Genomic DNA, 18,524 nt, shown 5'->3' with positions numbered 1-18,524 from the left:
GTTGCTGTGACAAAATCGTCAACAAGACGTAGCTCTGGTTTTGTCTTAATTAGTGAGACTTGTGCGCATATTTAGCGTGCAAGTCTCTTTTTTTATAGAAGGAAGGGATACTAATGAAACAAGTCGAAGATAGAGGATTTTCTCGATACTATGCTTTAAGTAAGGAATCCTTGCTAAGTAAATTTAAAACTAGTGAGGATGGATTAAGTGACCAACAGGCCGCAAAGCTCTTGAAAGAAAATGGGCCTAATGCTCTAGCTCAAGGGAAACGGAAGAATATTGTCCAGCGTTTCTTAGATCAGTTTAAGGACTTCATGATTATTGTTTTGCTGGCAGCCGCACTAATATCTGGATTAGTGGCCAAAGAATGGGCCGATGCAGCACTGATTTTAGCAGTTGTAATCATCAATGCCGTTTTTGGCGTTTTTCAGGAATCAAAAGCTGAGGAAGCTATTGATGCTTTGAAGGAAATGTCGACTCCAGAAGCTCACGTAAGACGAAATGGAAAATTAGAAACCATTAGTAGTGAGAATCTGGTTGTGGGGGATGTAGTTTTACTAGAAGCTGGTGATATCGTACCTGCCGATATTCGTTTGCTTGATTCAGCTTCCATGAAAATTGAGGAATCAGCTTTAACTGGTGAATCTGTTCCTGTAGAAAAGTCTGATGAAGTGTTGGCAGATGAAGATATTCCTTTAGGTGATCGTAAGAATATGGCCTATATGAATAGTAATGTGACATATGGTCGAGGAGTCGGAATTGTTGTCGGCGTTGGTATGGACACACAGGTTGGACAAATTGCCGGAATGATTAACCAAGCTGAAGATACCGGAACACCATTACAGGATAACTTGAATTCTTTGGGAAAAACTTTGACATGGCTAATTTTGATTATTGCCGCAGTTATTTTTGCTGTAGGTATCTTCAATAATCACGATGGTCTACCAATGAATGAATTGGTTATTAATATGTTGCTGGTAGCAATTTCATTAGCGGTTGCTGCTATTCCTGAAGGTTTACCTGCTATTGTTACAATTATTTTGGCTTTAGGAACAACAAGGATGGCCAAAAGAAAAGCTTTGGTACGTAAATTGCCAGCTGTAGAAACATTAGGAAGTACAGAAATTGTTGCTTCGGATAAAACTGGTACGTTAACACAAAATAAGATGACCGTGGAGAAAGTTTATCAATACGGTAAATTACAAGATGCCTCAGAACCAATTTCGGGTGCCGATAAAGTTCTACAGGTTATGACCTTTAGTAACGATACAAAGATTCAAAGTGATGGAACTCTAGTAGGTGATCCAACTGAAACAGCTCTAGTACAATTTGGCTTTGATCATGATTATCACGTAGAGGATGAATTAGTTAAAGAGCCGCGTGTGGCGGAAGTACCATTCGATTCGGAACGTAAATTAATGTCAACGATTCATCAACTGCCAAACAATAAGTATCTGGTAGCCGTAAAAGGTGCACCTGATATGTTATTGCAGCGCGTTACTAAGATTCAGGCTACCCCAGATGAAGTACGTGATTTTACAGAAGCCGATAAAACTGAAATTCTGAAACAGAATAAAGGCATGGCTGTTCAGGCTTTACGAGTCTTGGCAATGGGATATAAAATCGTTGACCAGATACCATCAACAGTAGATTCTGACACTGTCGAAAATGATTTGATTTTTGCCGGATTGATTGGAATGATCGATCCAGAACGCCCAGAGGCTGCCCAAGCTGTAGCAGATGCTAAGAAGGCTGGCATTCGCCCAATTATGATTACTGGTGATCATCAAGATACCGCTGAAGCGATTGCCGGACGATTAGGTATTATTAAACCAGGTGATGATGCAGCGGTTATTACGGGAGCTCAATTGGATCAACTAAGTGATGAGGAATTTGATAAAAAAGTTCAACAGTATTCAGTTTATGCTCGTGTCTCACCGGAACACAAAGTTAGAATTGTTAGTGCTTGGCAAGATAAGGGTAAAGTTGTAGCGATGACAGGGGATGGAGTTAATGATGCCCCCGCTTTGAAGTCAGCCGATATCGGTATTGGAATGGGTATCACTGGTACCGAAGTATCTAAAGGTGCTTCTGACATGGTTTTAGCTGATGATAATTTTGCTACTATTATCGTAGCTGTTGAAGAAGGACGAAAAGTCTTCTCAAATATTCAAAAGTCGATTCAGTATTTACTTTCAGCTAATTTAGGAGAAGTTTTGACTTTATTCATGATGACACTGTTGGGGTGGGACATTTTACTTCCAGTTCAACTATTGTGGATCAATTTAGCAACGGATACTTTCCCAGCAATTGCATTGGGTGTTGAACCTACAGAACCAGGTATTATGGATCGAAAACCCCGTGGTCGTAAGTCTAGCTTCTTAGGTGGTGGAATTGGTTCCTCGATTGTCTACCAAGGCATTCTAGAAGGTCTGATTACATTAGGAGTTTATGGATTGGCAATTACATTCCCAGTTCACACTGCAAATGCTGCTATGCACGCTGATGCCTTGACAATGGCTTATGCTACTTTGGCCTTGATTCAGTTATTCCATGCATTTAATGTTAAATCAACTTACCAATCAATTTTCAAAGTACGTCCATTCAAGAATAAGATGTTTAATATTGGAGTCGCCACTTCATTTATTATGGTTGCAGCTACAATATTAGTACCAGGCTTCAATGGATTATTCCATGTAACAGAGTTGAATTTGTTACAATGGTCAATTGTTTTAGGTGCTGGTGTCTTGATGGTACTTATTGTTGAAGTTGTTAAGTTCTTTCAACGCCGTGCTGACAAATAGAATAAGATAATTAGAATATTTATCAATCAAAAAAAGGGTGTTCATGTTGACCAATATGAACACCCTTTTTGTAGAAATAATTATTTTGATAGGTTAAGCAATTGTTCCAAATCATTGATTTCATAAGTTGCTTTGAAAGTAGTTTTATTAGTAATCTCTTTAGGATTGAACCAAACAGAGTCCAAGTGTGTAGCATTGGCACCGGAAATATCCGCTGTTAATGAGTCACCAATAACTAACATTTTTTGTTGAGCGACGCCAATTTTGTCGATAACGATTTTGAAGAAGTTAGGATCAGGTTTCTGATAGCCAAGATCTTCGGATAAGAATAAATCATCGAAATCAGTCAGCAAATTTGAGTGAGTTAATTGTGAATATTGTTTTTCTTTAGTACCGTTTGAGACTGCAAAGATATGATGAGTTTGATGTAGAGTGTCTAAAACTGACTTAGCGTGTGGTATAAGAATATTTTCCAGTTTAAAGAGTTTGAGATAGGTTGTATTGATTTTAGTACCATCAACTTTTTTACCAAAGTGATCAAAATATAATGTAAAACGACTATTCAGAAGATCATCACGTGTGATTTCTTTGCGTTCTAGTTTTTCCCAGAGCCCATCGTTTAATTCATGCCAGTAGGCAATCTGATTGTCGGTAAAGGGAAAATCAATCTGCTTTGATAATTTGTGTAGGGCTTTTTCAGCATTGGCTTTAGTGTCAAGAATGGTGTTGTCGAGGTCGAATAGTAAAATAGGATATTTCATATGATTCCTCCGTAAAGATTATGTTATATACATTATACCGATAAATTTGTTTGCAAAAAAAGACTTAGGAGAATTGTCCTAAGTCTTTCGTTTAAATGTAATCTGATTAACAGATTTGGTCTCCAAGTTTAACCATCTTTTCACGACGTTGTTCAGCAGTTTCAGGCTTTACGTTTCTCCAATCAACAACTGAAAGAGCACCATCGAGGATACCACTATTGTCTTTAAGAGCTAAGGCATTGTGCCATAGAGAGATATTCAAACCATCTGTTAGTAGATCAGCATCAGAAGGGGATGTCTTCAAATCGTAACCAGCGTTATTTTCAAGATCTACGGTATATTTAGGATCTTCATCCTTTAAAATAACGATTTGGAATTTATCACCGATGGCACAACTACCGCCAAGACTAGAATATTTATTTGAACCATCATCTGTTGTAAGAATCATTGGGAATCCACTAGGAATTCTTTCTGCTAAATATGCTTGTGCTTCATCTTCAATATTAATTTTCATAGTTGTTTTCCTCACTTATTTATATTTATTTAAAAGTTCTTTTGATTGAATCTTTATTACAATTATTACTATACATCATATTTAGATTGAATGCAAATTAATTGTACACAATCTTTCGCTTTGAAGAAAAAAGATGCAGTTATTCACATCTTTATTAAGTTTATTAGCAAATTTGATCGCCGAGTTTAACCATCTTGTTATGGCGTTGTTCAGCAGTTTCGGGTTTAACATTTCTCCAGTCAACGACTGAAAGGGCACCATCAAGAATACCACTGTTGTCTTTAAGAGCTAAGGCGTTATGCCAAAGTGAGATATTTAGACCATCAGTAAAGAAATCAGTGTATTGATCTTCAGTGGTCATGTTGTAACCAGCATTGTTTTCGATTGGAACAGTATATTTAGGATCAGCATCTTTAAGAATAACTAATTGAAATTTATCACCGATAGCACAACTACCACCCAAACTGGAATACTTATTAGAACCATCATCTGTTGTCAAAATAACAGTACTGCCAGTAGGGATTTTATCTTCCAAATATTTTAGTGCTTCATCTTTAAAGTTGATTTTCATAGTTAAGATCCTTTCTATTAACAAATAAATTGTGCAATTGTTATTTGCACACAACCTTTATTACACTTATTAATTTACAGCATAGAAGAGTTAGGTGCAAATAGTTTGCTCATGATTTTTTAGGAAAAATGGTAGTAATGGAAATAATAAAGAGAGTCACTGTGATCCAGAGTAATACGTTACTAGTCAAATTTTGAGGTCCGAAGTTTCCCAAATAATTCCAAACCAGTGGAGCAAAGAAGGCACTAATAATCGTAGAAATAGTCAGGTAACTGCTTAGTAAGTTAATTTGTTCTGATTCTAGCCCTTGATTACTAGCAAAAACTAAATAGGGTCCTGTAAATGAATAGACAAAATTAAATAAAATAGCTGCTGTGATTGCAATATAACTGGTATCGGTAGCCCATAAAATCAGAACAGTAAGGGCAGCCCCTAAATAACCTATCGTTAAAATAAAACGGTGAATTTTCTTATGTAGAGTTCCAAACAGCAAACCAGCGACTAATCCACCTAAATTCATAGCTGATAGGGTCAAATTAATAATTTGTGGATTACCTAATTGCTTGATTTCAAAGTAACTGGGTAATTTTAACTGCACACCCCAAATTAATAGATAAGTGATAAAGGTTAGGATGATTAGTTGCCATTTTTGCCAAGGAAGTTTAACTTTTGAATTCTTGGTCTCTATGGAAGGTTTCTCTGGTTCGGGTACGAAGAGACCAATTAGAATGGCAATAAAAATAAGAATCAAATAAAGTCCAAAAACTGCATGCCAGATTCCCACTAGTAATCCAGCTAAACCTAGTAAAATTGCATTGCCCAGAGCTGTCAAGCCGGTTTGATACCCTAATAATTTAGCCCGAAGCTCATCACTGTAGTTGTGAGCAATCAGGCTGATAGCGTGTGGTGTGAAGAGACCAACACCTAATCCTAGGATAAAACGACTGCACATTATCAGTAGAAAATTATTACTGAAAGCAGGTATTATTCCAGTAATAGCGCTAATAAGCAGTCCAATAATAACAACTTTTTTAATACCTAATTTTCGGCTGAGAAAAGGATTAGGTAATATCGTTAGCAAAGCACTGAAATTGGCAATAGTGACCAGCCATTCAATCATAGTTGTTGGTACGTTGGGAAATTCCTGTCTTAATTGGGGAATGACTCCTGTAATGACAGTAGTTATGTTACTAACCGTGGAAAGACTAAGGATACTGATAGTTGTTTTAGTGGACTTCATAATAACCCTCGTTAATTACTTGATAGGCGTAGTCTATCATCGAAAGTTATTCATTAGCGGACAGTTTTGAAAGTGGATGGTGACAATTCTAAAACTGTTTGTACAGTAGAAAACAGGTCAGGGAATCGTCGTTCAAAGCAATCTTCTTTTGAGCGAATATCTGAAAACCCTTTGCCAAATAAAATTGATAGTTACAATTAGAATCGGTATATAGATAAATGGATTTTTGCGATAAATAGTCTTTGACCGCTGCAAGTAGTTGGCTACCGATTCCTTGTCCAGTGATAGTAGGATCGACAGCAAAAAAATTAATTTCTGCGGGAACGGAGGTTCGATCAAATAACTTTTCTAACATTTGCTTGTTTGCTTGATCATATTTTTGAGCCGTATTTTCAGTATCAAATTTATTTACAAGCTTATGACCAACATTAATAAATAGATTTTCAAAATTGGAAATGTGATTAGTGACTTGAAAATTGATTTTAGCAAAAATAAATCCAACTAATCTGTTATTTAAATAGGCTCCCAAAGCCAAAGTGGATTTGGAAAACTCTGAGAGGATAACGTATTTACTATAAAGATATAATTCCAGGCCATTGGAAGTGTACTCTGAAAAATGCATACCTATTAGGGCAAATTTGCGTGCATGATTAAGATCAGATTTATTAAAAGGCCTTATTTCAATTTTTCCATAAAAAAGCTCCTTTATGAAGATGATTGTATATATCATAACGGAGTTTTGGTTAATTTTATAGTTAAATACTTGAAAACTAAAATTTGCTAATAGATTTCTGTCATGGGAACAAAATGTTTAGTACTTACTTTGTAATAAGTTTTCTCAGCGAATTTCTTTTGACCGCCTAATGAGCAAACAGTTCCTTGAGATAAAGTATGTGATAATTTGGTTCCTTTAAAATTGTATGTGGCAGTTTTAGGAACCAATACTTTAATAATATAATCACTGGAAGAAGTTGCTTCATCCATTCCAGTTACATCAGGTGAATCGTTAGTAGTTACTTCAACACCTTTAGCTTTAACTAGTTCATCTTTACCAACAAGAAAGTAGAGATCTTTTTCATTGAGTTTTTTAACGTCATACTCCTTAGTAGTGGACGCTGCTTGAACAGGTATGGTTGAAATTGTTGGGACTAAACCAATTGTAAGAAGAGGGATTAATAGTAAACATTTGTTAAATAGTTTCATAATATTATCTCCTAAAGATACATTTATTAAGTGATGAACTAATAACGAGTTGTTTAATATCCTGTTATTGGAGATATAATAACGCATCGTATTAAATAGGGGATAGTATGAGAGGTTGTCAATCGGTACAGTTATGAATTAACAGATTTGATCACCAATTTTAAGCATCTTTTCGCGCAAATGTTTTTCAGTCTCAGGTTTAACATTACGCCAATCTACGACTGAAAGAGCACTATCCAGAATGCCACCATTATCTTTTAAGACTAGGGTTCCATGATCAAAATCAACTGTTAAACCATTTCCATACAGATAATTTTCAAAAGGTAATATATTTAGATGATAATTAGTATTAGTATCTAAAGTTTCATTAAAATTAGGATCTGATTCTTTGAGAATGATCAATTGGAATTTGTCAGCTAGTTCACAGGTGGCACCGACGCTAGAGTAATTATTGGAGCCATCATCAGTAGTAAGAATCAAATTACTATCTTCAGGGATGATGGTGTTTAAATATTTTTCAGCATGATTAGTAAAAGTTAATTCCATAATTTAGTGCCTTCTTTAAAAAGATTTTGAGAAATTAATTTGTATAAAATTCGTTTACACCTTTATTAAATTCTTAATATTCATTTCAAGCAAATAATTTGATTAAAGGTTGACAATCCGTCAACCGGGTATTGACAGTAAAAAGTTACTAATGGTAACCTTTTCATAGTACGAAGGGAGATTTTAGATTATGGCAAATATAGAGCCTGCTGAAGCCTTGATGGAAGCAATTCATGTTGCAAGTCAAGATAAAGAAGTTCAAAAGAATTCAGAATTGATGGACATTTTGATTAAGAGTGCCAAACAATTGAAGTCCACAAACAACTACCATCAAGTAGCTGCTAATCTAAATAAATCATTACAATTTTGGGGAATGGGTCATGTTGGTGGTCCAGCTGCTATTGATACTTTGTATCAAGCAACAATCAATGACACTCATGGTCGTGCTTATCAAAAATTGCCTACAGGAATGGAATAAAAAGTGTAAAAAAATAAAGATACATAATCGTATCTTTATTTTTTTTAACTAATTTAATCCATACCCCAATAGTCTAGTTCCTTATCAATTGCTTTTTGAGCAACTAGATTAAGATAGTTGAAAGGTTCATCGAAGTTAGGTGAGAAAAGCATATCAACGTAAGCCAGATCGTCAATTGTATTATTGTTTTGGATGATTACAGAAACAGTGTTGGCTGATTGTGCAACTTCGTGAGAGCTCATGAATTGAGCACCTAGAATACGACGACTTTTACGATCGTAGACCAGTTCAATATTTATTTTAGTATTGGTTGGCATGAAATCGGGACGGTAATTGCTTTCAAAATAAACGTGATGGGCATCATAATTAGCATCTTTAGCGGCATTTAAAGTTAGACCAGTACAGGCAATTGTCTGACCGAATAGCAACATACCACTAGTTGCTTGACTACCCATTGATTTGCGACGACGTTTGAAAAGATTCATACCAGCTAAAGTACCTTGACGAACGGCGTGAGATGCCAAAGGAATATATTTGGAAGTCAAAGTTGGATTATATTGAATTTCGGTAACATCACCAGCAGCAAAGATATCAGGATCAGATGTCTGCATGTAAGCATTAGTAATAATAGCACCGTTCTTTGCAATATTAACTTGTCCCTTAAGTAAATCGGATTGAGGAAGAACTCCAGGACAGATAGCTACCATGTCGGCGATGTATTCAGTATCATCTTCAGTGGAAATTTTAAGATGTCCATCTTTAGTATCGCTAAAACGAGTCACATTAGTGCTAGTTAAAACAGTGACATGATTGTCCTCCAAGAGTTTCTTGACACGTTCTGAGATAGTAGCATCAACGTATTCATCCAATAGTTGATCATTTTTTTGGAATAAGACAACTTCATGTCCAGATTTAACGAAGCCTTCAGCTAATTCAACGCCGGCATAACCGCCGCCTAAAACAGCAATTTTATGATTGTTTTTAGATGCTGCGGAGAGTTGGTGCGCTTGGTTACAAGTTTTGCACAACATGATTTTAGGATTTTCGATTCCTGCAATGACAGGGATACTTGTTCTTGACCCCGTCGCTACGATAAGTTTATCGTATTTGTCATGAAGAAATTCACGTGTTTTCAAGTTCTGAGCCAGAATAGTGTGAGCTTGAGCATCAATTTTAATGACGTCATGTTGCATACGCATATGAACACCTTTTTTAGTGAATTCTTCTGGATTAGCGTAAAAAACGTCCCCTAAATCTTTTACATCGCCGCCAATGTGTAAATACGTTGCACAGGATAGATAGGATATGTCGGCGTGTCGCTCATAAACGGTTATTTCTGCATCTGGATAATATTTAAGACATTCATTCATAGCAGAAATTCCCGCGTGAGTACAACCTATAATGGCTACTTTCATTCAATTACCACGACTTTTCTATTATATTTACATTTATCATTTTTCATAAATTATTTTATTTATTCTAACTTATAGTATACTTAAATTATAGACGTTTGATATATAAATAGTAGGTAATTAACACTTTATTTTAAATTTAGAAGGCGATTTAATATTGAAACCGATTTATCGTTATTTTGTACAACCACAGATAGATGTGAGAACACACTCTATTTTTGGCTATGAACTTTTAATCAAGCAATGGACTCCAGACGGCTGGCGACTTCCCGAATCTTTTGTCGATATTGACTTGAATGTAAACGCAAAATTGTTAGTTGAAACGACTAAAATTTTAGGAAAAAAGGTTCAATATTGTTCTGTAAATGTTAGTCGTGAGCAATTGATGGATACGCAAATGGCTAAAGCTATCATTAAAAGTCAGACGCAATTGTATCCTACTAAATTGGTTGTGGAGTTAACTGAAGAACAGGGACCACGTCAGTATTGCGACTCTGGGTTAGTGCCATATTTACGTAAATTTATGGAACACGGCATGCAAATTTCACTGGACGATGTAGGTACCGGTGATAATAGTTTTGACAGCGTACGTAGTTTCTTACCACTGGCTTCAGAAATAAAGTTTGCTTTACAAAATTTCCGTTCAAATATTGAAGATCCTAACTTGCGTGAGAAACTTCGTGCTTGGAAGGGAATCAGCAACGAATATGGACAACGTTTGATTCTTGAGGGAATTGAAGACCCTGAAGACGATGAGATCAGTGATAAATTAGGAATTGATTTTCGACAAGGTTATTACTATGGAAAGCCTGAATTATTGCCATTGATTGGTGATTCTAATGAAATGAAAAACATATGAAAATGGATCATAAGAGAAAAATCTCCTATGACCCATTTTTTAGTTTATAAATTATTTTTTCGTGCAATTGGTAAGTAAGCTAGCAACATGATTAAGCTTGTGATTAGAATAAATAGCGGCAGTGAAAGAATAGTTCCGTTATGGATAAAACTCACTAGATAGGTTAGTCCACTGACAATTAAGTAATAGCCGAAACTGAATAAACCACTGGCACTACCGATGACATCTTCATAACCTTTTAGAGCTAGGTTTAAAGTAATTGGCAAAGTTGTGTTCAATCCCAGAAAAATCAGGAAGAATCCAATAATCATTAAAAGTGAATTATTAAATTGGAGGCTGATTACTAAGAATAAAGCTGAAATACTACTAAAGACGAGCCCAATTAAACCAATATATTCGGCTTTGATATATTTAGCTAAAAAGTTGACTAAGATGGCGCCTAATAAACTGGCTAGTGCCAAGGATAAACCTAAACTTCCATATTGAATTGAAGAGTAGTGGAAGTGCTTGATAAAAATGAATGGTGCTTCGGAGTAATAGCCGAATAAAATACCATTTATTCCACCGATTAGGATACTGTAGATCCACACGATTGGATCTTTTAATAGTCTCCAAGTCACTCTAAACAACGATACCCTTTGGATATTCTCACGATCAATAGTTTCAGGCAGACGATAGTAAGCATAGAGTAAAGTAGCTATCGCCATGGCAATTAAAAAGCTGAAAACATTTTTATAGCCTAGATAAGTTTGAATCAATCCACCAATTAATGGACCAAAAGCAGGTGACAGAGCCATTGCAGCCCCAACCTTAGAGAAAACTTTGGTACTGGTAATACCAGAAAAACTTTCACGCATGATAGTTTGAGTGATGACTGAACCAACACTAGCTCCAAAAGCTTGAACAAAGCGAGCTGCTAATAAGTAATTAAAGTTAGGACTCAATAATAAACCGAAGTTTCCTAATAAATAAAAGATAATACCCATCAACATGGCTAAACGGCGGCCAATTTTATCAGATAATTGACCCCAAAAAAGAACTCCGATGGCAAAGGCAACAAAATAAATGCTCATTGTTAGTTGAGAAGTTCCGGCGGTGACATTCATTTGGGAACTGATTTGAGGTAGAACGGGTGTAAATATTGATTCACTGATTTGTGGGAAGCCCACAAGTACAATGATCAATAAAAGTGATGGTACGGTGTTACGGACGTTTTTCATTTTAGACTCCTAAATTTTATTTTGCTGAAAAACGTCCTAAATCATTTGCGGGCATACAAGCCATGATGTTAGTTAAATCCATGGTTCTCACCTAATTTCTATAAAGTATGTTTATTATGTTATAGGAATTATTGAAAATTTACAAATAATTTTATAATACTAATGTTTTCCATCTAATATTTGAAAGCGGTTTCTAAAATTTGGTGATATATTAAACTTATTAAATAATGAGGGGGAAGATAGAATGGATGAAGAGACACCACGTGTTAAATCAGTTCTTTTGTTACCAAATTTTTACCTACGAGTAAATTATGATAACGGTCAAGTGAGATTTTCTAAGAGTAAAATGTACTATATGGAAACTCACGTCTTCCAACGTCCACACTTGGGATTAACATCATTGACTCCAGGCTGGTATTGGATCGGTAGTGATATTAAGTTATTGGACGACAACAAATTTTCTGTTAACGATGCAATTTATGATGGTAATGAGATTTATGGTAGTAGAGTAAAACCATATTAAAGAAAATAGAGGCAGGTAATCGTGTTTTGATTACTTACCTCTATTTATTTTTTCAGATAATTTGGGTGTTTTTTATGGATAAAAATGTATAAGAAGTCAATAATATGAAATTGAATAACGAACATACTTTGTTGAATAGTTAAGAGGGGTAAACATGGTCACTCGTTTATTGAATTCTTTTGCTCAGATTCGCAACACCAAAGTTGCGAGTGCTGTTCGTAATACGTTAACTTTATTATTTCCGATTATGTTATTGGGCAGTTTTGCCGATGTCATTAAGTTTGCGTTTTTAACTAAGACTGGATATATGGCTCAAATGTTTGGCATTACTAGTTGGCTGCCATACTCACGTGAATTGGGCTGGGTTATGGAAGTTATTTTCCACTGCACAATCGATATGATTGCCCTTTATGCGGCTTATGGAATAGCCTATTTTACTGCTAAAGAATATAAGAAGGATGGTGGCAGTGCTGGAGCCATCGGGCTACTATCATTTTTGATTATTTCATATCAGCCTACTGAAGATGGATTACCAAATTTTAGTCGCTTTTTTATGTCACAGGGAATGCTGATAGCTTTGATTATCGGTTATCTCTGTGGACGACTTTGGGTTAGTTTCGATAATTCAAAGATTCAACAGCGTTACAAAATTATTATTCCAGTTCTCATTGTTTTATTAGTTTCAGCAATTTTAAATTTAGCTGGATTATTTGTAGTGAAATTGGAAATACCAACTTATGTAGCCAGTTTTGTAACTGAACATTCTCCGTTCAATTCACTGGTTTATGTTTTAGGTATGGGCTTCTTAACTGACTTACTATCTTGGATGGCAGTTGGTGGTCCATTTAGCAATAATCCTACCTTTAATGATGCGCCTTCGATGGCTAATATGAATGCGGCTTTGAAAGCTGGTTCATCTTGGAATGTACCGTATAAGTTTACCGATACAACTTTATTTCACAGTTTCGCTAATTTTGGTGGAAGTGGGGTAATGATTGCTTTAATTATTGCTATTTTAATTTTTTCTAAGAAGAATCGAAATCGTAATGTTGCTAAATGGTCGATTTTTCCAGCAGTATTTAATAGTCATTATTCTATGATGCTGGGTATACCTGTGCTCTTTAATCCGGTTTTTCTAGTACCGTTTCTCATTACACCACTATTTAATATGATAGTAGCTGCGATATTTATTCTTTTACATTGGATGCCAGTGGCTGCTTATCCAGTGCCTTCGGGAGCTCCAGGTCCATTGATTGCCTTTATTGGTACGAATGGTAACTGGATAACTTTGGCTTTGGGGGCTATTTTATTAGTGCTTGATGTCTTGATCTATATGCCATTCGTTAAATTGTCAGATCGAATTAGTCAGAAGGCGGGTGACATTAATGAAAATTAATCATTGGTTTTGGACCATATTAGGAATTGCTTTGTCAGTGACACTGATTTTTGTTTCATTGAACTGGTCGCATCAAAATACGACTGAATTGGCTAAGATTCATAATTCCAAACTATCACCGGTTATAATGATTCCGGGTAGTTCTGCTTCAGTCAATCGGTTTGATACGTTAGTCGACAAATTGAATAAAAATAATAAGCATCCCCACAGTCTGATCAAAATTCGGGTTACCACTGATGATAAATTACACATCTCTGGTCGGTTACGTCGTGGTGATAATGAGCCGGTGATTGTTGTTGGTTTTGAAAATAACCATGATGGTTATGACAACATCAAGAAGCAGGCTAAGTGGTTTAATACAGCCTTTAAATTTTTAACAAGGCAATATAATTTCAATAATTTTAAGGCCATCGGACATTCGAATGGTGGATTGATCTACACGGCTTTTTTGGAGAATTACTATTCTGAATATTCGGAACAGGTAAAGATTAAACAGTTAATGACAATTGGCTCACCATATAATTTTAATGAAAAGTCGGTTCGTCATAAGACTCAAATGTTATCTGATTTTATTGACGACCGTGATAAGATTCCGTCAAGTCTAAGCGTGTATTCAGTCGCGGGGACAGAAACATACAACTCTGATGGATTAGTACCTCTGGGAAGTGTTATGGCCGGAAAATATATCTATCAAGGACAAGTTAAACACTTTACTTCCATCTCTGTTTCAGGGTCGGATGCTCAACATTCTGATTTACCTCAAAATGATCAGATCATTGATTTAATTAATCGATATATTCTCGATCCTAAGCAAAGGCCACAGCAACGACAGGGTGCAATCTCTTTAGATGGACAATAACTATAAAGAAAAATCGAAAAATACAAACCTTATCGTCTTCAAATTGTGAGTTATAATTGATGTAAAGGCTTACATGAAGATAAAGGATGTGTTTAAAATGGGTTTAAGTTTTGGTCGTAAGATTAATTATATGCCACTGATAATTTCTTTATTTGGTGGAATTCTCATTGGATTCTTCTTTTATTTATTATCGCAGAAAGTATTGATAGCCGTTTTGTTTGGTGTCATTTGTCTGATAGCTATTGTAATGTTATATACTCTTGAAATGAGAGATAATTTAGATCAGTGGAGTGTTGATGACCGAGGTATTCATTATCAGGATTACAGCACTACTGGTAAAAGAATTAGGACCATATTATTGCCAAACTCTTCTAAAGAAGAGACTGTAAAGTTCAATGAGATTAAGGCTTTCTCAATTGTCGTTGGTAAGGAAATGGATGTGCCAGAAGGAATTGGGCCGGATGGACCAATTGATGCTGCGTTTTATGTTGTAGATTCGGCATATCAAACTTTTAATAGTCCTTATTACCTGTCATTGAAATTGGCTAAGGGTAGGGATGTTGATTTAGATTTATCTTCCAATTCTCAAGATGTGACAGCTGTAAATGATGTTATTAGAAAGATTGAAGAAAAAACTAAACTGCAGGTTAAATTAGAAAAGCAGCGCGTATAGTGGCATAATAAGTCGACCGATGAATTGCAATGGGTCGATTTTTTATTATAAAAAAGGAAGAGAGGTGTATAGCAATGCGTTGGATACCGACATTATTTATTTTGCTATTAGCGATGGTCAGTGGCCTATACATTCTTGGTAATTTAAAGAGGCTTTCTCAACCATATTTTGTTCTCTTCTATTGGCTGTATTTCGTGGGTCTGATGGCTATTTTATTCATGCCAATTTCTATTGATGGAATAACAGTCAAAATTCTGCCACCAGGTTTGGGTCGCGTGAATCTGTATGAATTACAATTATCTGGAATTGAATTTTATGAAAATATTATTATGACTGTACCATTTGGTTTCTTTATTAAAAAAGTATTCCCAAAATTTCCTTTGATATTACTGATTGTTTTAGGATTTTTGATTGGATCTAGTTTTGAATCTATGCAGTATGTTTTATCACATCATTTCTTGATTGATCGTACAAGCGATATTAATGACGTGATTTCTAATGCTACCGGTGTTGTTATTGGTGGTGTGATGGCAATGATTTACAATTTTCTTTCAAAAGATAACTGATAAACTACCTATTAATACGTTAATATATTAATATGGAGGGACGGTTTATGAGTTGGGTATTTGTAATGATTTTGGCGGCAACATTGGCAGGATTTGTTCAAGGAGTGACTGGTTTTGGTTCAGGAATTGTCTTGATGGTCTTTTTGCCACAACTTTTGCCGATTAATCAAAGTGCCGGAGTTTCTACATTGACGATGTCGATTGCTATTATCATGGTTGCTTGGAAATATCGTAAAGCCTTAAAGTGGCGAAATTTAGTTGGACCGTTTCTGATTTATATTGTGATGGCCATTTTTTCGTTACATTTGAGTAAATATTTGGCAGCTGGCTATTTAAAAGTTTTATTAGGATTATTATTGATTATTTTGGCATTGTATTACACCGTAATGAATTTGAAATCAATTTCAGTTAAGTCAATTCCGTTTTATGTCATGGTGGCCTTTGCGCTGATTTCAGGATTTTTCAATGGAATGTTTGGTATTGGGGGACCATTAATGGCATTGTATTTTTTGACTATTTCTGATTCCAAAGAGAATTATTTAGCTAGTATTCAAACTTTCTTTTTAATTGATACGATTGTCATGACAAGCTTACGTTTTTCAACGGGAATCCTAACGGTTGATAATCTAAAATTTGTTTTGGTAGGGTTTATAGGTGCTATTTTGGGAACAATTTTAGCTAATCATTTGGTTAGTCATTTGAATATTCGGATTATGGAATTTTTCATTTATGTTTTTATTGGAATTAGTGGCGGTTATTACTTGATAACGGCTTTATAATGAGAACATTTACTTGCATACATGGAAAATAGTCCGTATAATGCAATTTAATTATGTTTAAGAAATGAGGATTATATATTTGATTACTGTAAGTAACGTTAGTTTGCACTATGCTGATCGTAAGTTATTTGAGGATGTAAATATTAAATTTGCCCCAGGCAACTGTTACGGCTTAATCGGCGCAAATGGTGCCGGTAAATCAACTTTTCTAAAAGTGTTATCAGGTGAGATAACTCCTTCAACTGGTTCTGTTAAATTAGGACCTAATGAACGTTTGGCTACTTTGAAACAGAACCACTTCGACTATGATGACTACACAGTTATGGAAACTGTTCTTATGGGCCATGCCGACTTGTATAAGATTATGCAAGAAAAAGATGCCATCTACATGAAGCCTGATTTTAATGAAGAAGATGGTCTAAAAGCTGCTGACTTGGAAGCAAAATTTGGTGAAATGGGTGGCTGGGAAGCTGAAGGCGAAGCCTCACAAATGCTTCAAGGCCTAAATATCCCTGAAAGTCTTCATCAAGAAAAAATGGCTAATTTAACAGCCGGTCAAAAAATTAAAGTGTTGTTAGCTCAAGCTTTGTTTGGTCAACCAGATGTTTTGCTATTGGATGAGCCTACTAATGGACTTGACGTTGATTCAATTGATTGGTTAGAAGAATTTTTAATCAACTTTGAAAATACTGTTATCGTTGTATCCCATGACCGTTACTTCTTGAATAAAGTATGTACATACATGGCTGATTTGGATTACAGCAAGATTCAACTTTATGCTGGTAACTATGATTTCTGGCAACAATCTTCAGAATTAGCTCAACAAATGAAACAAGATCAAAATTCTAAAAAAGAAGAAAAAATCAAAGAGTTGCAAGACTTTATTGCTCGTTTCTCGGCGAATGCTTCCAAATCTAAACAAGCTACTTCTCGTAAGAAGATGCTTGATAAGATTACGTTAGATGATATTCAACCAAGTTCACGTCGTTATCCATTTATCAAGTTTGTTCCTAATCGTGAAATTGGAAATGATTTACTACAAGTGAAAGATTTGACGATTTCTATCGATGGGAAAACCGTTTTGAAGAATGCTAACTTTATTTTGAATAAAGATGATAAAGTGGCCTTTTTAGCCAAAAATGATATGGTAACAACTGCCTTATTCAAAGTATTGACAGGCGAATTAGAGCCAGATTCAGGTACAGTGACTTGGGGTGTTACAACTAGCCAAGCATACTTACCAAAAGACTTTAATTCAATGTTTAATGAAGATACATCAATTATTGATTGGTTACGTCAATTTGCCGAAAAAGGTGAAGATGATGATACATTCTTACGTGGTTTCTTAGGTAGAATGTTGTTCTCTGGGGATGACGTTACTAAGAAAGTTAACGTTCTATCTGGTGGAGAAAAAGTTCGTGTCATGTTATCAAAAATGATGTTGTTGAAAGCTAATGTTTTACTACTTGATGATCCAACTAACCATTTGGATTTGGAATCAATTACAGCTTTGAATGATAGTTTGATCGACTACAAAGGGTCAATTATCTTTGCTTCACACGATCACCAATTCATTCAAACAATTGCTAACCGTTTGATTTACCTAACAGCAAATGGTGTGATTGATCGTGCAGATACCACTTATGATGAATTTAGAAATAATGATCAAATTGAAGCACAAATTAACGAATTAGATAAATAAGCAAAATCCCGATTCCAAAATGGAGTCGGGATTTTTTTGTAATGATTACACTAGAATATAATGATATTATGTATTCAAATTTATTTGAGTGGAGTGAATGTAATGTCCGAGATAAAGCCAATTTCATCATTAAGAGAATATACAAAAGTATTTAGTGAATTAAGAGAAGGTAACCCAATAACTTTTATAAAAGATGGCAATGAAGTGGGAACCTTAGTTAATTCAAAAGAATGGAATAAGATACAAGCTGAAATAAAATTGTTGAATGAATTGAATTATGAAGATAATTTGTTTGATGGTATGTCGTTGAGTAAGTTTAGAAAGTTACATGATAGGAAGTAATTAATAAAAAAGAACCTGTGATTGAAGTGCCCTAAAATTGTTAGACATAATCTAACAATTTTAGGAGCACTTTTTT

At 35.1% G+C, this 18,524-nt stretch carries 20 protein-coding genes; 11 read left to right on the top strand and 9 right to left on the bottom strand.

Going from position 1 to position 18,524, the window contains the following annotated elements; translation table 11 throughout:
- The first annotated feature begins 113 nt into the window (after positions 1-113).
- Positions 114-2,804 carry a cation-translocating P-type ATPase gene (locus FC97_RS11585; RefSeq protein WP_054641874.1) on the top strand — a complete coding sequence of 897 codons (2,691 nt, stop codon included), beginning with the start codon at positions 114-116 and terminating at the stop codon, positions 2,802-2,804.
- A gap of 80 nt (positions 2,805-2,884) precedes the next feature.
- Here FC97_RS11585 and FC97_RS11580 read toward each other — a convergent pair whose 3' ends face one another.
- The 7 genes from FC97_RS11580 to FC97_RS11550 all read right to left on the bottom strand — a co-directional run bounded on the left by FC97_RS11580 (position 2,885) and on the right by FC97_RS11550 (position 7,639).
- On the bottom strand, positions 2,885-3,565 hold the full coding sequence (locus FC97_RS11580; protein WP_054641873.1) for a YjjG family noncanonical pyrimidine nucleotidase: 681 nt from the start codon (positions 3,563-3,565) through the stop codon (positions 2,885-2,887).
- 106 nt (positions 3,566-3,671) lie between these two features.
- Positions 3,672-4,079, bottom strand: coding sequence for an iron-sulfur cluster biosynthesis family protein (locus FC97_RS11575; RefSeq protein ID WP_054641872.1), 408 nt, complete (start codon positions 4,077-4,079; stop codon positions 3,672-3,674).
- Positions 4,080-4,242: 163 nt separating this feature from the next.
- Positions 4,243-4,650 carry an iron-sulfur cluster biosynthesis family protein gene (locus FC97_RS11570; protein ID WP_054641871.1) on the bottom strand — a complete coding sequence of 136 codons (408 nt, stop codon included), beginning with the start codon at positions 4,648-4,650 and terminating at the stop codon, positions 4,243-4,245.
- A 109-nt stretch (positions 4,651-4,759) separates the two neighbouring features.
- The gene (locus tag FC97_RS11565) at positions 4,760-5,890 is read right to left on the bottom strand and encodes an MFS transporter (protein ID WP_054641870.1); all 1,131 of its coding nucleotides are present in this window, start codon (positions 5,888-5,890) and stop codon (positions 4,760-4,762) included.
- 88 nt (positions 5,891-5,978) lie between these two features.
- The gene (locus tag FC97_RS11560) at positions 5,979-6,512 is read right to left on the bottom strand and encodes a GNAT family N-acetyltransferase (protein ID WP_158163544.1); all 534 of its coding nucleotides are present in this window, start codon (positions 6,510-6,512) and stop codon (positions 5,979-5,981) included.
- Positions 6,513-6,670: 158 nt separating this feature from the next.
- Complete coding sequence (locus FC97_RS11555) at positions 6,671-7,093, bottom strand: SLAP domain-containing protein (protein ID WP_054641868.1); 423 nt, start codon at positions 7,091-7,093, stop codon at positions 6,671-6,673.
- Between the two features lie 138 nt (positions 7,094-7,231).
- Positions 7,232-7,639, bottom strand: coding sequence for an iron-sulfur cluster biosynthesis family protein (locus tag FC97_RS11550; protein ID WP_054641867.1), 408 nt, complete (start codon positions 7,637-7,639; stop codon positions 7,232-7,234).
- 190 nt (positions 7,640-7,829) lie between these two features.
- Here FC97_RS11550 and FC97_RS11545 point away from each other — a divergent pair, with 190 nt between their 5' ends.
- Positions 7,830-8,117 (top strand): bacteriocin immunity protein, encoded by a 288-nt coding sequence (locus tag FC97_RS11545; RefSeq protein ID WP_056968264.1) that lies wholly within the window; start codon positions 7,830-7,832, stop codon positions 8,115-8,117.
- A 53-nt stretch (positions 8,118-8,170) separates the two neighbouring features.
- Here FC97_RS11545 and FC97_RS11540 read toward each other — a convergent pair whose 3' ends face one another.
- Positions 8,171-9,532, bottom strand: coding sequence for an FAD-dependent oxidoreductase (locus FC97_RS11540; protein WP_054641865.1), 1,362 nt, complete (start codon positions 9,530-9,532; stop codon positions 8,171-8,173).
- Between the two features lie 154 nt (positions 9,533-9,686).
- On the opposite strand from FC97_RS11540, the gene FC97_RS11535 reads away from it, so the two are divergent.
- Positions 9,687-10,388 (top strand): EAL domain-containing protein, encoded by a 702-nt coding sequence (locus FC97_RS11535; RefSeq protein ID WP_054641864.1) that lies wholly within the window; start codon positions 9,687-9,689, stop codon positions 10,386-10,388.
- Positions 10,389-10,432: 44 nt separating this feature from the next.
- On the opposite strand, the gene FC97_RS11530 is transcribed toward FC97_RS11535, so the two are convergent.
- Complete coding sequence (locus FC97_RS11530; RefSeq protein WP_056968262.1) at positions 10,433-11,608, bottom strand: multidrug effflux MFS transporter; 1,176 nt, start codon at positions 11,606-11,608, stop codon at positions 10,433-10,435.
- A 244-nt stretch (positions 11,609-11,852) separates the two neighbouring features.
- Between FC97_RS11530 and FC97_RS11525 the strand changes: the two genes are divergently transcribed.
- From FC97_RS11525 to FC97_RS11490, 8 genes are all read left to right on the top strand, one after another.
- A complete protein-coding gene (locus FC97_RS11525) occupies positions 11,853-12,131 on the top strand; it encodes a hypothetical protein (protein WP_054641863.1) in 279 nt (92 codons plus the stop codon).
- Positions 12,132-12,285: 154 nt separating this feature from the next.
- Entirely contained in the window at positions 12,286-13,527 is a 1,242-nt protein-coding gene (locus FC97_RS11520) for a PTS transporter subunit EIIC (RefSeq protein WP_054641862.1), read from the top strand.
- On the top strand, positions 13,517-14,386 hold the full coding sequence (locus FC97_RS11515; RefSeq protein WP_054641861.1) for an alpha/beta hydrolase: 870 nt from the start codon (positions 13,517-13,519) through the stop codon (positions 14,384-14,386). Before FC97_RS11520 ends, FC97_RS11515 begins: the two co-directional genes overlap by 11 nt.
- Before the next feature lie 97 nt (positions 14,387-14,483).
- Positions 14,484-15,059, top strand: a complete 576-nt coding sequence (locus FC97_RS11510; protein WP_054641860.1) for a hypothetical protein — start codon at positions 14,484-14,486, stop codon at positions 15,057-15,059.
- Positions 15,060-15,133: 74 nt separating this feature from the next.
- A complete protein-coding gene (locus tag FC97_RS11505) occupies positions 15,134-15,625 on the top strand; it encodes a VanZ family protein (RefSeq protein ID WP_054641859.1) in 492 nt (163 codons plus the stop codon).
- A 47-nt stretch (positions 15,626-15,672) separates the two neighbouring features.
- Positions 15,673-16,404 carry a sulfite exporter TauE/SafE family protein gene (locus FC97_RS11500; protein WP_056968259.1) on the top strand — a complete coding sequence of 244 codons (732 nt, stop codon included), beginning with the start codon at positions 15,673-15,675 and terminating at the stop codon, positions 16,402-16,404.
- Between the two features lie 79 nt (positions 16,405-16,483).
- Entirely contained in the window at positions 16,484-18,106 is a 1,623-nt protein-coding gene (locus tag FC97_RS11495) for an ABC-F family ATP-binding cassette domain-containing protein (RefSeq protein WP_054641858.1), read from the top strand.
- A gap of 102 nt (positions 18,107-18,208) precedes the next feature.
- Positions 18,209-18,448, top strand: coding sequence for a hypothetical protein (locus FC97_RS11490; RefSeq protein WP_054641857.1), 240 nt, complete (start codon positions 18,209-18,211; stop codon positions 18,446-18,448).
- Positions 18,449-18,524 lie beyond the last annotated feature (76 nt).

It is taken from the genome of Companilactobacillus kimchii DSM 13961 = JCM 10707 (genome assembly GCF_001435445.1).
Taxonomy (GTDB): domain Bacteria; phylum Bacillota; class Bacilli; order Lactobacillales; family Lactobacillaceae; genus Companilactobacillus; species Companilactobacillus kimchii.
The sequence above is the reverse complement of the archived record's forward strand: the minus strand, read 5'-3'. Positions and strand labels throughout refer to the sequence as shown.